Origin of the sequence: Bacteroides sp. OF04-15BH (assembly GCF_003477995.1) — a bacterium.
GTDB lineage: Bacteria > Bacteroidota > Bacteroidia > Bacteroidales > Bacteroidaceae > Paraprevotella.
On record NZ_QUEM01000047.1, the window covers coordinates 1 to 14,648 of the forward strand.

Below are 14,648 nucleotides of genomic sequence, written 5' to 3' on the forward strand. Positions count from 1 at the left end.
TATCATGCCCATATCGTTTTCGACTGGATGAACCACGAAACCGGAAAGAGCAGAAAGCTCAATGACGAGGATATGGCAGCCATGCAGACCTTGGCTTCCAATATACTTCTGATGGAACGTGGGCAGGCAAAAGCTGTCACTGGTAAGGAGCACTTGGAGCGAAACGATTTCATCATAAAAAAACAGAAAGCCGAACTGCAACGTATAGAGGAAACCAAACGACACAAGGAGCAACAGGTAAGCCTTGCCGAGCAAGAACTCAAACAAGTAAAAGCAGAGATACGCACGGACAAACTCAAAAGTGCAGCTACCGATGTAGCCACTGCCATAACCAGTGGTGTAGGTTCTCTTTTCGGAAGTGGAAAGTTGAAAGATTTAGAACAATCTAACGAGAATTTACGTCATGAAATTGCCAAACGTGACAAGGGCATTGATGAATTAAAAGCCAAGATGCAACAAATGCAGGAACAGCATAGTAAGCAGATTCGTAACCTGCAAGGAATACATAATCAAGAACTTGAAGCCAAAGACAAGGAAATTTCACGATTGAACGCCATTCTTGAAAAAGCGTTCAACTGGTTCCCATTGCTCAAAGAAATGTTGAGAATGGAAAAGCTCTGCTATGCCATCGGATTTACCAAAGATATGATAAACAGTCTTTTGACAAAAAAGGAAGCTATCAGATGCAATGGTAGGATTTATTCCGAAGAACACAAACGTAAGTTTGACATCAAGAATGATATTTTCAAGGTGGAAAAGAATCCAACCGATGATAGCAAACTGATACTGACCATAAACAGACAGCCGATAGGCGAATGGTTTAAGGAGCAATGGGAAAAATTAAGGCAAGGTTTGCGACAATTAGCAGAAGAACCAAGAAAAAGTAGAGGATTCAGAATGTAATTATGATAGTATTTGATTGTATCTCAATAAAATTAAATATCTTTGTAAGCGGATTGAGGCTACTCTATCCAAGACATATTAGAATTTAGAAGAAGCGTTATGCTTATTTCTTGCGAATGAAAACCTGAGAAACTTTCAAACGTGTACAAGAATAGCATAGTGGTTCTCACGCTATAGCGTGGGCTGCTATTGTTACATCTGTACACAAAGGTTTTCTCAGGACCTTCATTCAAAGACGTGGCATTACAGTTCCACGCTTCGTGATATTATAAAGTCCTTGTGACAGCTGGAGGTGTATAATTAAAACAGTTAGTTGATATGAAACAGAATATATGCGTGGTAATATTTTTATTGCTTTCAACCATATGTAAAGCCCAAACATTCATATACCCCCAAAACGATTCTATCCTGACAGAATATAATGATGGAAAATTTTGGGCTTATTTAAACAAAAATGATTTTGTTGTAGGTCTTTCATGCTTTGAGGAAAAAGATGATTATGGAAAATACTATCACTTGGATATTTTTATCAAGAATTTAAGTGAAACCCCAATTGTATTCCAACCTGATAGCGTACACTCTAATCTACTAACAAAAAAAGATGATACTTTAAAACTTGAAGTATATACAAATGAAGAATATCAAAAAAAATAAAACGCTCACAAGCATGGGCTATGGCATTATATGGAATCTCTGCCGGCATTAATGCAGGAACAGCAGGATATTCAACATCCTATTCTACGTCTTATTCTTCTAATGGTTATGCTTACACTACCATAACCAATCATTATGACGCTAATGCAGCATACCAAGCAAATGTCGCATCTACCAATCAAATGCTTACATTAGGACAAATGATGGATAATGACCGAACTATACGTGAACAAGGATATTTAAAAACCACAACTATTTATCCCGATGAAGCTATTATTGGCTATATGAATATTAAAAGGAAAAAAGGTAAGATTTTGATTGTAAACATTCCCATCGGAGATTATATTTATACTTTCAAATGGGATGTAAATAGGAAGAAATAAATACAGTAATAGCTATACTATTACCCTTAATTTTAATCACTTAAATGATTTACCTATGAAGAAACTTACGATTATTTTTTATTTATTTTTAATTCCATTATGTGTTTTTGCACAAAATGAAAGTTCCATTTCACATACCAAAACAGTTAATGATTCTACTTTGATTAAAATACATGCTATTGTAGAAGATATAGATTTTCGTATGCATGGACTTGATAGATACAAGCTATATCCAACAGAAAATATATATAATTTTCTGCAATTAGATACAATGACAGGGAAAATAGAAATTGTACAATGGTCTTTGGATGATGATAAAGAAGGTTCTGCAACCCTTAATAACGAAGACCTATCTCTTGGTACAGGCTGTGGAACATTTGAATTATATCCAACAAAAAATATATATCAATTTCTTTTGTTAGATAAAGTAACAGGAAGAAGATGGCATGTTCAATGGGGATTTGAATCAAGTAAAAGATGGATAAAAAGAATCTATTAAATCAGTAATATGCATATTGCCATCACCGTTATCTTTTTTGCAGTGGTAATCTTTATTAAATTGAAGATGCCAATGTGGAAAGGCAAGTATTCTGAAAAACTTGTGAATAACAAGATTCAAGAGTTACCAGAAGAGTATGTTGTTTTTAATGATTTACTATTCGAAAGTAACGGATATTCAACACAAATTGACCATATTGTAGTTTCACCTTATGGTGTCTTTGTAATTGAAACAAAGGGATATAAAGGTTGGATTTTGGGCAGAGAGAACGGTGAATACTGGACGCAAACCATCTATAAAAGTAAACATCAATTTTACAATCCGATAAAACAAAACGCTGGACATGTAAGATTTTTGCATCATTTGCTCAAATGTTCAACGGATATACTTTTTATTCCAATTGTCGTTTTCAATAACAGTGCGGAATTAAAAGTGCATGCTGACAATAACATAGTTGTAAACAGATATAATCTAAAACGTGCTATATTACAATACAGAACTGCTGTTCTTAATCAGGAGACCATAAATTGGATAATACAGACAATTAACCAGAATCGCATAATCGCTGATAAAGAGAAACTAAAACAGCATAAGCATAACGCAAAGGCTCGGCAATACAGAAGTTCACGCCTAATAAATCAAGGTGTTTGTCCTCAATGCGGAGGACATCTCATTTTGAGGAAAGGCAAGTACGGCACTTTCTATGGATGTTCAAACTTTCCCACATGCAAGTTTACCATAAACTCATAAATAGCAATCCTTGTTTTATATAGTATCAGAACATAAAACTAAACCCTTTCTTTCGTGATACATTGAATCGTTCAATTTCTATAGAAAGTGATTTCTTCAACTGCCTTGCCATAAAGTCCAAAAACGGCTGATTAGTTTCTTCATTCTGACATTGGCGCAGGGAAAGAATATATTCTTCTCTATCTTCTTTAAATATTTTGGTCGGAAAAAGGTGATAACAAAATTGGATGTAGTTCATCAGTAATCGAGCCGTTCTTCCGTTGCCATCCACCCACGGATGAATAGTTACTAAATTAAGGTGGGCATTAAAGCTCAATTCGTATTGTTCTCGAAGTGTTCCCATTTTTTTTTGCTTCTCTTGAAGAATCGCACAAAGTTCATCCACCTTAGCAGGAACTTTCAAATAGTTCATATAAGAATGTCCACCAACACCAGCCGTAACACCACATAGACGGAACTCTCCTTTAGAAGAATCAAAAGAGCCGCCCAACACACTGTGAACGCTGCCAGTAGTACGCATCAACATTGCATTCAACCTTTTCAGAAAAGCAGGAGTTATAGGTACAAGACTGCCTGATTCAGTTTTGGCAAGTTCATACGCTTGCTTCAAATCTTCATTCATCAGATGATGCACAAGCGGTTTCCCTTTCGCTGTTACTCCCTCGTCAAAGAGAAGCTGCGTATCAAGTTCGGTCAACGTTGAGCCTTCTATGGCTGTGGAATGGGTAATGAGAGAATAAAGGTAGTACTTGTCATAGTCCACCGCTTCACTGATACCAAGTTTTTGAAACTTCTGGTACAACAGTTCTATTTCTTGCCAAACACCTTGTTCCATTACTTTTATTTAATAGGCTTTATTTCTTTTCAAAGGTAACTTATTTACTACGTTCAACCAAAAGAAATAATGACTTACTGCTATATTTTTTGCACGTGTGGGGAAAATGTGGGGAAAATTCAAGCAAAAGAAAAAGCTAAGTATTGAATTATCAAATACTTAGCTTTCTTTCTTGTACCCAGACCCGGTACAAGGCATAGAAATCATAGGAAAACAAAAGAATTTATCTTCCTTATTATCAATAATTTGCATATTTCCTATTTTCTCTATTTTTGCCATATTTTGCCCATTTTCCGTTATTCAGTACACTTTTAGTACACTTTGAAATATCATTTTCTTTTGTACCTTTGCGATATCGGAAAACAAAAGAAAATCAACTATTTAGCGTAATCACCCGGTTATGGTACCTAAATCGGGATAAAACCTCTAAACAATGGCAAAGTTAGAAAATAAAACGAAAGAAAACCCCAAGTTAGAGCAAAATAAGCTCTCGGATGGTAGAATCAGCCTTTACTTAGAGTATTATTTAGGTAGAGAGGAAAAGCCCGTATTAGATGAAAACGGCAATCAAGTGTACTATGATAGTGGAAAGATGCAAGGTAAGCCCAAGTTTGCAGTAAAGCACAACAGGCGAAAAGAAAACCTTAGTCTGTATCTGATAGATAAGCCCCGTACCCCTGCGGAACGCCAGCAGAACAAAGAAACTTTGGAACTCGCCATGCGCATACGTGCGGAGCGTGAGCAGGAGTTTAAAGAAAGTATGTTGGGCTATCGGTTGAAAAAAGATAGAACAGTCAATTTCTTAGACTATTTCCAAGCCTATATCAACAGTTATACCAAGAAAGATATTCGCATGGTACAAATTGCGCTTAGCCGTTTTAAGGACTTCTTAAAAGAGCAATACCCAATGAATGAGTTTAGTATCAAACCGGAATTCATTACTAAAGAAATGATGGAACAGTTTGTAGCCTATCTGCAATCTCGAAGTGTGGGCGAGGGTGCTAAAAGCATTTTCCAGCGTTTCAAGAAAGTTATTCGCTATGCGATAGACCATGATGTTATGCTGAAAGACCCCTGCAAAGGCGTTACCTGCAAAGTGGATAGTCAGATTCTTCGGAAAGATGTACTTTCTCCCGAAGAAATACAAAAGCTGGTGGCTTGCCATTATGATAATGAAAATCCGACAGTCAGACGGGCTTTCATCTTTTGCCTGTATTGCGGTCTGCGCTTCTGCGATGTGAAAGACCTTACTTATAAGAACGTGGACTATGCCAATAGATTATTGAAGTTCGAGCAAAACAAGACTAAGGGACATTCAGCCAGCAGCGGTGTGGTTATCCCTCTGAATGACGGTCTGTTATCCATTATTGGTGAAGCTCCGGCAGACAAAGATTGCTTGATATTTGATTTGCCCTCATACGAAAGCTGCTGTAAGTCTGTAAAGCGTTGGGTAAAAAGAGCCGGAATAGACAAACATATAAGCTGGCATTGTGCCCGACATTCGTTTGCCGTGAACATTCTGAACAATGGGGCAAATATCAAAACCGTAGCCAGCCTTTTAGGTCATAGCGGATTGAAACATACGGAAAAATACACCCGTGCGGTGGATAAATTGAAAGAGGAAGCAATAAACAGCTTGCCCGAACTAAAGTTTTAACCATAAAAGACTTATCTTTGTAACTATGAACTTTGAAGCATTAGTAAAACATATCAGCACGATACAGAACACGTTGCAGGCACAAGCCGCACACGCTGTAAACCTTGCCCTTACTTCCCGTAACTGGCTTATGGGGTGCTATATTGTGGAGTTTGAGCAGAACGGAGAAGACCGTGCCGCCTACGGTGAACAATTGTTGAAAAAACTGGAACAACGACTGAAAACAAAAGGTCTGAATGAACGTAGATTCCGTGAATTTAGGCGGCTGTACCTCGTTTATCCACAACTAAAAGAACCTGTTACACAATACATTGCATCACAAATTCAAATTCGGCAGTCATTGACCGCTGAATTCACTGAACCAATTCGGCGGTTGGTGACCGCCGAATCTGAAAATGGCATTTGGAAACTATCAACAGAATACCCACAAACCGAAACATGGATGATTCCGGCTGATAGATTATTCAATAGATTATCTTCCACCCATTTAAACACTATATCGGGAATTGAGAATCCGGTAAAACGTGCTTTCTATGAAATGGAAACCATTCGTGGCTGCTGGTCTGTAAAGGAGTTGGAGCGACAAATCGCATCTTTATATTACGAACGTAGCGGACTATCCAAAAACAAAGAAGCCCTCTCCGCTTTAGTCCAGCAACAAGCAACCTTATTACAACCTAAAGATGTTATCAATACACCTGTTACTTTGGAGTTCTTAGGGTTGAATGAACGTGCATTAGTGACGGAAAACGATTTGGAACAATCCATTCTTGACAACTTGCAACGCTTCCTATTGGAAATGGGACATGGCTTCTGCTTTGAAGCCCGGCAAAAACGCATCTTGATTGATGAAGATTATTTCTTTGCCGACCTTGTGTTCTATCATCGTATTTTGAAATGTCATGTTATTGTAGAATTGAAGATAGACAAGTTCCACCATGAGTATGCTTCGCAACTAAATATGTATCTGAACTATTTCAAAGCGGAAGTGATGCAGCCGGATGATAATCCACCTATCGGTATTCTGCTTTGCACTGAAAAGGGAGATACATTAGTAAAGTATGCCACTGCCGGATTAGACCCAAATATCTTTGTACAGAAGTATAGGATAGAACTTCCAACAGAAGAAGAAATAAAAGAGTTCATTTCTTCCTCAAGCTATTAAAATACAAAGTATGTCAAAAACAAAACTGGAGAAAAGAGAAACAGGCTTTTTCTTTCGCCAGTTTTGCTTTTTATACAAATAAGTTTAGTTCAGCTTGGATATATAAAGTAACACAAACTAAACTTTGCCAATCGAAACAAATCTTTGCATTTCATCCGTTTGATTCTAAACTTCATCCTGCTTATTCTGCGACTCATCTGAATTACATTGTTCTATAATTTACCCATACTTATTTTTGCACAAACATTTTAATAGTTAAAGTATGGTTTCATTCAATTTAAGCAAGAGAAAATTATTACTATCAGTATCAAAATTACAACTGATATTGTTATTGTGTACCGTTATCCCTCACAATCTTTCAGCACAAGGCTTTATAGAAACAGGATATACGCCACAGAGAAACTTATTGGATAAAGATGATAAAAAGCATGGTTCAGGCGATTTATTTCAAATTTCAGGAAGATATACGCTACCTCTTTCTGTGAAAAGGAATGAAAAAGGACAAGTAGTAGCGTGGTCTGCCACTATAAACTGCGTATATTCTGTTTTGAATAATAAAGATGAAGCTCTGGATATAAACCCTAAGAATATCCTTAACTGTAGTTTTAATATTTCACATCGACGTCCTATTTCCGATAAATGGTATTTGATTGCTTCACTTGGGGCTGGCGTATATTCTTCACCTAACCATGTATCATTCAAAAGTATTTTAGCTAATGGTGCAGTAATTTTTGCATATAAAATAAGAGATAATTTAGATATTGGCATTGGAGCAGGTTTAACAAATTCATACGGTGCACCCATTATTATGCCTATGACTTTTTTGAAGTGGAAAACAACAGGAAAATACGAAATTGATGTAGAGGTAGCCAACCGTTTAAAAGTGTCTGTAACAAGAATTTTGACAGACAGGTTTAAATTAAGTTTAGTGCCATACGATATGGATGGAATATCCTCTGTAATAAAGAAAGACGGAGAGTCTAAAATTTATGGTTCAACACGATTAAGGTCTTATTTACGTCCAGAGTTTAAGATAAAGGAGAAATCTTTTATATATTTAGGTATAGGAGCAGATATTTATCATAGTGTAAAAATCGCAGATAGAAGCTGGAAAGGTTTTGCCAATAGCTTCAAGGGAAATAATGAAAAGTGGAATTTCGATAGAGCCTTTCATGTAATGGCTGGCTTTCGTTATGGTTTTTAACTATGGATAATCTACTGTTCATATTTAGAACGTCCATATCCAAAAAGACAGATTTAAAACGAATCGGAAGTATTTTGAATAAATGTTCACGAATAAGCCATTGGAATGTGGATTTTGAAGATTGGGAAAAAATTTTAAGAATTGAATGTACTGGACTTACAGCACATGAAATTGTAGCAATGCTTAAAATTATAGATATTTATGCAGAAGAACTTAAATAGTAATCCCAATATATTGTATTTTTGAGGATAGTATAGTTCAACAAGGGAAAAATAGATATGATGAAATATTTGTTAGTAGAAGATGAGCGTTTTGCTTATGAAGAAATAAAGCGTATGATGCAGGCACTAAGAGCCGATTATCAAATGATTGGCTGGGCAGAGAGTGTGGAGCAGGCAGTCGGATTTCTAAAACAGGGAAATATTGATTTGATGATTGTTGATATACGATTATCGGATGGAATTAGCTTTGAGATATTTGAACAATGTCCTATAGAAATTCCTGTTATTTTTACGACAGCTTATGATGAATACGCATTAAAGGCTTTTAAAGTGAATAGTATAGACTATTTATTAAAACCTATTGATGAAAAAGAACTGGATGCGGCATTATGCAAATTTGAACGAAGGAACTATTTGAATTGTACAATGCCCGAATATAAAAAATTGGAAGAAACATATTTATCTAACAACAAGAAGAATCGTTTTTTGATACAAATTGGTGACTCTTTCCAATATGTTGAAACTGCTGATATAGCCTTTTTCTACAGTGAAGAAAAATACATCTATTTACATCTGTTTTCTAATCGTAGATATATAATAAACTATTCATTGGAACAGTTAGAATGTATGTTGGATAGAAATATGTTTTTCCGTGTTTCAAGAAATTGTATTGCCAATATCAAGTCTATACAAAAAAGTTCAAAATATTTTGGAAGCCGACTGAAACTATACTTCCTGCCGGAATGTCCCCATGAAGTTTTAGTTAGTCGTAACCGTGTTAGTGATTTTTTAAACTGGATTGATGATGTTAAGTCGTAATTATAGACATGAAAATTTAACTTTATCTTTTGTATTGATAATTATTATAATATCACAGTTTATGGGAAAAAGAAAGTCGATAATATTATTCATATCACTTATAGCAATATCACTATTTCTATGTATTTCTACATTTTCATTATTAGCAAATAGTAGCTCTTATAAAATAGAAAATATTTTGTCTAATTTCTTTCTAAATATGCCTATATGCCTAATAATTGGGGCTATTGATTATAAGGTTATCAGCATTCTTCAAAAAAACAATTCTAAATACAGTGCTTCCCACTCTGTTATCATTGATTTCATATTAACGGCATTATTAATAGGTACGTTATCCATAGTTGTAAATTATGTTTTACTTCTTATTTTTCCCGGTAAATTTGATATACTATATCAAGTATTACCAATGATTTTATGGAATAGTATTATTGTTTTATTTATTGAATTATTCTTTTACAATAAGCGGCAGATTGAAAATGAAAACAAATTAAATATCATTGAGAAAGAAAAAGCTATCTATCAGTTTGAAGCATTAAAAAATCAAATAAACCCTCATTTCCTATTTAATAGTCTAAATGTTCTTTCTTCTCTTGCATATCAAGATGCTGAAAAAACAAATCTATTTACTAAAAAATTATCCAATGTTTATCGGTATCTGCTGACTACACATGACCGACCAACAGTAACGTTACAAGAAGAATTACAATTTGTCGATTCTTATTTATATTTAGAACAGATACGTTTTGGGGATACATTACAGGTTTTCATTGAAAATGATAAGAAACATCAAGATAAAGCTATTATTCCGGCAAGTTTACAGATGTTGGTAGAAAACGCTTTAAAACACAATATAAGTACTTCTAAATCACCATTAATTATTTATATAACTATAAATAAGGGTGGAGTAACAGTTTCCAACAATATACAGCTACGTAGCTATGTGACAAAAAATGGTATGGGATTGAACAACTTAAGGAAACAATATTCTTTATATGACAAAGAGGTACTTATAACAGAAATAAAAACTAATTTTATTGTAAAACTACCTTATATTTAGACGATTGTAAATAATCTCAGATGGATATGATTTTTAATCAGAGGTTTTTCCGGTTATTGTCGGAATACTCACAGCGTAAAGTTTCTGCATCCGAACTGACAGAAGCTATTGAAGAATTAGCTATTCATGTCACCAATTTCAGTATCAACGAGCAGAATTACAGCATATTACTACGTTATTTTTCTTTTGGCTTGTACCGTCTTAAATCGTACCGTGTACGGTTTGAGCAAGAAAAAAATGCCCTATTTGCATCTTATTGATGAAGCAATAGGACTTTTGAACACTGAAATACGCCTTATCGAATGGCGCATCAAGTATCCGGAACAACTCAAACAACGGCTTGAAAGACAAAACATTTCCCCTCTCTATCTCGCTGATAAAACAACCCTTATCAACATCATGGAAATGGTAAGCGGTCTGTTCCTCTCCAAAGACATCGTTTATCAGAACGGTAAACCTGCTTATTTGGTGGACTTGGCGAAAGCCTTTGAATGGCTTTTCAACATCAGAATAAGCGACTGCCACCAAAAGCATGAGGACGTGATAAAACGGAAGCCGGGCAAACTTACTGAATTTCTTAATGGACTGGCAGACCTAATCAAAAAAGAACATGACAAGAAAGGATACAGATAATCAACAACTTATGATTTATTTATAGAGGATTCCATTAGTTCCCCTGTAATTTCTTTGCATCCGTTTTTAGAACTTTGCTTCATCAATCGATTGACAAACAAGAATGTATAATCTGAAACATGAAGCAATTATGTATATAGAGAATGACGAATTTGGTGAATGGATGCAGAAGCTGTACGCCAAACTGGAAGAACTCTGCAAGGATGTACGGGTACTACGCAATGCAGACAGGGTACTGCCCGAAGATGACAACCTATTGGATAATCAGGACTTGTGCCTGCTGTTCAAAGTAAGTATCAAAACCCTGCAACGCTACCGGGCTATCGGTGCGCTGCCGTACTTCACAATCAGCGGAAAAGTGTATTACAAGGCTTCCGATGTCCGGGAGTTCATCAAGGAAAGGTTCAGCATTACCACGCTACGCCAGTTCGAGAAAGAACACTGTACGAAGAAAAAGAAGTGAATCTGAAAAGTTGGAACGGTGAATGTGCTTCATCCGTTCCGGCTTTCCCTGTTTATGGCTTGCCCAGCTTATCGGCTTCTTTCTTTAGCTGTTCGGCTTGCTCGTTCAACAGCCTTGCACGTTCCAGTGTTTCCGCCTGCTTTTGGATGCGGTATTCAAAATCCATCACTGAATCGGTCAGACTTCGGATAAAACCGTTATCCCGTTGCCACTTGAACTTGTTTTCCAGTATATCAAAAGTTTCCCCGTCTGCCTGTCCTTGCATCAGCAAATAGCGGTATTTCATATCGTTGTCCTGCAACTGCTGCATACGTTCAGCCAAACGGACATTCAAGAATATGGAAGCGGAACAGATAATCAGCACTGCCGAAAAAAGAAACAATCCCGGACGAATCCAAGAAGCTACTTTGTTGTAAATCTGTTGATAGAGCGGTAAGGGCGTAACTTCCTCTTTGTCCGTCTTGCAAGAGCCCAAAGCGTCAATCATTACCTTGAAACAACGGTAGGTTTCCAATACTATTTTCTTAGTGTCCTCGATATGTTTCTGCTGACCTTGCATCCTGTTCCTTATCTCGTCAAGCTGGCTTCGGATAGCCTGCAAATCCTTTTCGGGAACAGCAGGGTTGCTGTGTAGTTCCGACAATGCCTGTTCGATTGCGTTCAGCCTTTCAAGAGTTTCCTCCCGACTGGCTGGCGTTACCTGTGCTTCCTGCTTCTCTTTCAGTTCAGTAACCATTGAGAGAAGCCCCTCTAAAATCAAATTTTCCTCCATGTATTTACAATTTAAGTTGTTTTTTCTTTTTCTTCTTCTTCCTCAAAAAGGAATCATCGGGCATTTCATCAGCCGGGGCTGACAAACCGGAAAACAAACCGCCTAAACCTACAATAAAAGAATTATCCGCTTTGTCGGGTGCCGATACTGATTTCTGAACAGGTGCGGTAACCGTCTGCTTATTGCTTCCGACTGTCGTCTGCCCTACATCCCCAAAACACTTATCCAGTTTGGAGAAACTGAAATTACGGTCTATCTCCGAACCCTTGAACGTGTATTCGCCTTTGGAAAAGGAAACGCCTTGTATCTCGCCTGTCTGCCCCTTGTACTTGAACCGAATAGTGATACCCTTTTCCGCTAACCGCTCCTGTAACTGCTGCCAGTTTCGGGATTTCCCGATTTCATTCTTTACAGCGTTGTAAATCTCGTATTTCGATTTGTCCGGCTCTTTCAAGCGGTGCTGCTTCACCTGTTCTTTTCCACCAGCGAAATAAAGCCCGTGCTTGGCTTTCAGCTTCTTGCATACCTGCTCGTTACGGTACATATCATTCTTGTCCGAAATGGTTTTGCCGTTGTTGTCAATACGGTTGAATACGATATGCACATGTGGATGCTCCCGGTCTTGATGGCGCACGATGATATACTGTGTATCGGTGATTTTCATTTCACGCATATATTCCTGCGCAAGCTGTATCATCTTCTCGTCTGTCAATTTGGGTGCATCTACTGCCGAATAGCTCAACGCAATATGTCCGACTGGCTTTTTCAAGTCGGGATTCATCCCGGTCTGCATACAGAAGCTGCGGATTATATCTCCCCGGCTTTCTGTCAGTACCCCGTCCGCATGGAGCAAAGCCGCTTGTTCCTTGCCCAACACATAGTTCACGCAACCCTTAAACCCGCTTCCCTTTTTTATTTTTCCAATCATCCGACAACTGGTTTATAATTTCGACAATCCTGTTTTTGAGTTTCACCAATTCCACCGCCACCAGTGCGAAACCTCCGGCATTTGCCCGATGCGCCAACTGGTTGATGTTGTTGGCTTCCCCTGCCAGCTTGCGAATGGTGTCCGCATCCTGCCTGTTCAGCCGGGGTATGACCTCTGCCGAAACAACCGCCTGCCGGACATACTCACTGACACGCAGCCCGGCTTCCCCGGCTCGCTTCCTGATGACGTAATACTGCAACTCGGTCAGCTTCGTGCTGACTACCCGTTGCTGCTTCTCTATCCGTTTCTTTGCCGGACGGCCCCCCGGCTTATCCTTTACATTCGGCATAGGTTTTTACGTTTAAATGGTGTCTTAAAAATTGCGACCAACGGGAGAAATTTTCTTTGCGGTGAGCAAAGCAAGGTAGTTTCGGTTTACCGAAACATAACCTTGCTCTCCAAATCAAACCGCCTGCCGCTGGCAATCCTGCCGGACTAAATGCCCCTGCCCCTTTTCTGTCTTGGGGCGGCACGTTGTCCGGTTTCCTGCTTTATCTCCTGCGCTTGGCTGGTGCTGTTCTTCTGTTCCTGCTTCCTGCCGCACAGGTAATCGTTCAAGTCCGAATAACCCCTGTAATTATCCGAGAAGTCACGCACACGGTAGGTATATTCCAACGTAATAGCCTGTGTCGCCTTATACCCCGTCTCGTCATTGTCAAGCATACAGTGGATGCGTTCATACGGGTACAGCACGTCAATGGCTTTCGGCACATTGACAGTAGAGTTGAGTATGACATAATCCTGCCTGTCAAGGTCGGGCATGGTCGGGCAGTTCTTCATCCGGAGCGTGAGGAAAGAAAGATAGTCCATAAAACCCTCGAATACCAAACACTTCTCTCTCGGCTCTCCCTGCTGCCGTATATGGGTGATGTCTTTCGGGGCGATGCAGCCTTTGAAAAAGGAATTGCGAACCTCGTACCCTCCTGCCATGTTCGGGAAACCGATAGCAAAGAACGGTCTGCCGTTATTGGTAAAATGGAGTTCCTTACATTCTCTTCTTGCCAGCTCGACATTGATACCCCGTCCCTGCAAGTAACGGAGCAATGCCGGATGGGTAAGGTCACGGACTTCCAAATGTTGGAAACTCGGTTCTGTCCTACGCTGGGGAAAAGAAAAACTGACCGGGCGGACGTGCGGTGTCTGTTCCGCTATCCGGTTTAAAAGGTATGGCAGGCTGTCGGAGCAATAGAGTTCCTTTGCCAATGCGATGATGTTGCCGCCCTTGCCTGCGCCAAAGTCATACCAAAGGTTGCGGTCAGTATTCACCTTGAAAGACGGTTCGTGTTCCTCCCTTAACGGTGATTTGTACCATAAGCCGTTGCCCTGCTGCTTGACAGGAGAGTAGCCTAAACTGTGCAGATAGTCTGCGATGGGTATTTGTTTCACATCTTCGATATTCATAACATTTTCTTTTTTGGGGATTAAAAAATAGTTGAAAAGTGCGCCAGTCCTGTTTAGTCCGTTATATATATACCCGTACCATACTAAACCTGCTTGTTTCGATACTGGGAAATAGTAAGTCCATTCCTCTTGTATATACACCCGGACTAAACCAAACTGACTTTTAATAATGGAAATCGGGATTATAGCGGTAGCCCTTGCCCTCTTTCACAATCATGCGCTTGTTCACAAGAAACTTGTTAAG

Annotated in this window: 17 protein-coding genes and 1 pseudogene; 13 read left to right on the plus strand and 5 right to left on the minus strand. The window is 38.4% G+C overall.

Annotated elements, in window-relative coordinates; all coding sequences use genetic code 11:
• The 4 genes and pseudogenes from DXA74_RS14570 to DXA74_RS14585 all read left to right on the plus strand — a co-directional run.
• A partial coding sequence (locus tag DXA74_RS14570; RefSeq protein ID WP_118528830.1) for a mobilization protein occupies window positions 1-903 on the plus strand: 903 nt, incomplete at its 5' end.
• A 318-nt stretch (window positions 904-1,221) separates the two neighbouring features.
• Window positions 1,222-1,940 (plus strand): annotated as a pseudogene (locus DXA74_RS14575) (hypothetical protein).
• 55 nt (window positions 1,941-1,995) lie between these two features.
• Window positions 1,996-2,439 (plus strand): hypothetical protein, encoded by a 444-nt coding sequence (locus DXA74_RS14580; RefSeq protein ID WP_004291348.1) that lies wholly within the window; start codon window positions 1,996-1,998, stop codon window positions 2,437-2,439.
• Between the two features lie 9 nt (window positions 2,440-2,448).
• Complete coding sequence (locus DXA74_RS14585) at window positions 2,449-3,189, plus strand: NERD domain-containing protein (RefSeq protein WP_004291349.1); 741 nt, start codon at window positions 2,449-2,451, stop codon at window positions 3,187-3,189.
• A gap of 25 nt (window positions 3,190-3,214) precedes the next feature.
• Here DXA74_RS14585 and DXA74_RS14590 read toward each other — a convergent pair whose 3' ends face one another.
• Entirely contained in the window at window positions 3,215-4,024 is an 810-nt protein-coding gene (locus DXA74_RS14590; protein WP_004291350.1) for a Fic family protein, read from the minus strand.
• A 433-nt stretch (window positions 4,025-4,457) separates the two neighbouring features.
• On the opposite strand from DXA74_RS14590, the gene DXA74_RS14595 reads away from it, so the two are divergent.
• The 9 genes from DXA74_RS14595 (at window position 4,458) to DXA74_RS14635 (ending at window position 11,243) form a co-directional block, all read left to right on the plus strand.
• Entirely contained in the window at window positions 4,458-5,681 is a 1,224-nt protein-coding gene (locus DXA74_RS14595; protein WP_007480004.1) for a site-specific integrase, read from the plus strand.
• Between the two features lie 25 nt (window positions 5,682-5,706).
• Window positions 5,707-6,846 carry a YhcG family protein gene (locus tag DXA74_RS14600; protein ID WP_007480003.1) on the plus strand — a complete coding sequence of 380 codons (1,140 nt, stop codon included), beginning with the start codon at window positions 5,707-5,709 and terminating at the stop codon, window positions 6,844-6,846.
• A 262-nt stretch (window positions 6,847-7,108) separates the two neighbouring features.
• Window positions 7,109-8,050, plus strand: coding sequence for a DUF6268 family outer membrane beta-barrel protein (locus tag DXA74_RS14605; protein ID WP_007480002.1), 942 nt, complete (start codon window positions 7,109-7,111; stop codon window positions 8,048-8,050).
• A gap of 2 nt (window positions 8,051-8,052) precedes the next feature.
• Window positions 8,053-8,271, plus strand: coding sequence for a hypothetical protein (locus DXA74_RS14610; RefSeq protein ID WP_044093701.1), 219 nt, complete (start codon window positions 8,053-8,055; stop codon window positions 8,269-8,271).
• A gap of 57 nt (window positions 8,272-8,328) precedes the next feature.
• Window positions 8,329-9,090: a LytTR family DNA-binding domain-containing protein gene (locus DXA74_RS14615; RefSeq protein ID WP_007480001.1), complete on the plus strand. Its 762-nt coding sequence runs from the start codon at window positions 8,329-8,331 to the stop codon at window positions 9,088-9,090.
• A gap of 61 nt (window positions 9,091-9,151) precedes the next feature.
• Window positions 9,152-10,147, plus strand: a complete 996-nt coding sequence (locus DXA74_RS14620; protein ID WP_007480000.1) for a sensor histidine kinase — start codon at window positions 9,152-9,154, stop codon at window positions 10,145-10,147.
• A gap of 26 nt (window positions 10,148-10,173) precedes the next feature.
• On the plus strand, window positions 10,174-10,407 hold the full coding sequence (locus DXA74_RS16690; RefSeq protein ID WP_007479998.1) for a hypothetical protein: 234 nt from the start codon (window positions 10,174-10,176) through the stop codon (window positions 10,405-10,407).
• Window positions 10,361-10,780 (plus strand): RteC domain-containing protein, encoded by a 420-nt coding sequence (locus DXA74_RS14630; RefSeq protein ID WP_007479996.1) that lies wholly within the window; start codon window positions 10,361-10,363, stop codon window positions 10,778-10,780. Before DXA74_RS16690 ends, DXA74_RS14630 begins: the two co-directional genes overlap by 47 nt.
• A 130-nt stretch (window positions 10,781-10,910) precedes the next feature.
• Entirely contained in the window at window positions 10,911-11,243 is a 333-nt protein-coding gene (locus DXA74_RS14635; RefSeq protein ID WP_005802205.1) for a helix-turn-helix domain-containing protein, read from the plus strand.
• Between the two features lie 52 nt (window positions 11,244-11,295).
• Here the strand turns inward: DXA74_RS14635 and DXA74_RS14640 are convergent, their stop codons facing one another.
• From DXA74_RS14640 to DXA74_RS14655, 4 genes are all read right to left on the minus strand, one after another.
• Entirely contained in the window at window positions 11,296-12,015 is a 720-nt protein-coding gene (locus DXA74_RS14640) for a hypothetical protein (protein ID WP_007479988.1), read from the minus strand.
• A gap of 4 nt (window positions 12,016-12,019) precedes the next feature.
• Window positions 12,020-12,943 carry a relaxase/mobilization nuclease domain-containing protein gene (locus tag DXA74_RS14645; RefSeq protein ID WP_055293693.1) on the minus strand — a complete coding sequence of 308 codons (924 nt, stop codon included), beginning with the start codon at window positions 12,941-12,943 and terminating at the stop codon, window positions 12,020-12,022.
• Window positions 12,909-13,292 carry a MobC family plasmid mobilization relaxosome protein gene (locus DXA74_RS14650; protein WP_118528832.1) on the minus strand — a complete coding sequence of 128 codons (384 nt, stop codon included), beginning with the start codon at window positions 13,290-13,292 and terminating at the stop codon, window positions 12,909-12,911. Before DXA74_RS14650 ends, DXA74_RS14645 begins: the two co-directional genes overlap by 35 nt.
• Before the next feature lie 146 nt (window positions 13,293-13,438).
• Complete coding sequence (locus DXA74_RS14655; RefSeq protein WP_118528834.1) at window positions 13,439-14,404, minus strand: toprim domain-containing protein; 966 nt, start codon at window positions 14,402-14,404, stop codon at window positions 13,439-13,441.
• Between the last annotated feature and the right edge of the window lie 244 nt (window positions 14,405-14,648).

Coding starts and splice junctions, on each gene's coding strand:
- DXA74_RS14590 (WP_004291350.1), bottom strand. CDS start 4,024: ATGGAACAAGGTGTTTGGCAAGAAATAGAACTGTTGTACCAGAAGTTT.
- DXA74_RS14600 (WP_007480003.1), top strand. CDS start 5,707: ATGAACTTTGAAGCATTAGTAAAACATATCAGCACGATACAGAACACG.
- DXA74_RS16690 (WP_007479998.1), top strand. CDS start 10,174: ATGATTTTTAATCAGAGGTTTTTCCGGTTATTGTCGGAATACTCACAG.
- DXA74_RS14605 (WP_007480002.1), top strand. CDS start 7,109: ATGGTTTCATTCAATTTAAGCAAGAGAAAATTATTACTATCAGTATCA.
- DXA74_RS14610 (WP_044093701.1), top strand. CDS start 8,053: ATGGATAATCTACTGTTCATATTTAGAACGTCCATATCCAAAAAGACA.
- DXA74_RS14585 (WP_004291349.1), top strand. CDS start 2,449: ATGCATATTGCCATCACCGTTATCTTTTTTGCAGTGGTAATCTTTATT.
- DXA74_RS14645 (WP_055293693.1), bottom strand. CDS start 12,943: ATGATTGGAAAAATAAAAAAGGGAAGCGGGTTTAAGGGTTGCGTGAAC.
- DXA74_RS14640 (WP_007479988.1), bottom strand. CDS start 12,015: ATGGAGGAAAATTTGATTTTAGAGGGGCTTCTCTCAATGGTTACTGAA.
- DXA74_RS14595 (WP_007480004.1), top strand. CDS start 4,458: ATGGCAAAGTTAGAAAATAAAACGAAAGAAAACCCCAAGTTAGAGCAA.
- DXA74_RS14635 (WP_005802205.1), top strand. CDS start 10,911: ATGTATATAGAGAATGACGAATTTGGTGAATGGATGCAGAAGCTGTAC.
- DXA74_RS14620 (WP_007480000.1), top strand. CDS start 9,152: ATGGGAAAAAGAAAGTCGATAATATTATTCATATCACTTATAGCAATA.
- DXA74_RS14580 (WP_004291348.1), top strand. CDS start 1,996: ATGAAGAAACTTACGATTATTTTTTATTTATTTTTAATTCCATTATGT.
- DXA74_RS14615 (WP_007480001.1), top strand. CDS start 8,329: ATGATGAAATATTTGTTAGTAGAAGATGAGCGTTTTGCTTATGAAGAA.
- DXA74_RS14650 (WP_118528832.1), bottom strand. CDS start 13,292: ATGCCGAATGTAAAGGATAAGCCGGGGGGCCGTCCGGCAAAGAAACGG.
- DXA74_RS14655 (WP_118528834.1), bottom strand. CDS start 14,404: ATGAATATCGAAGATGTGAAACAAATACCCATCGCAGACTATCTGCAC.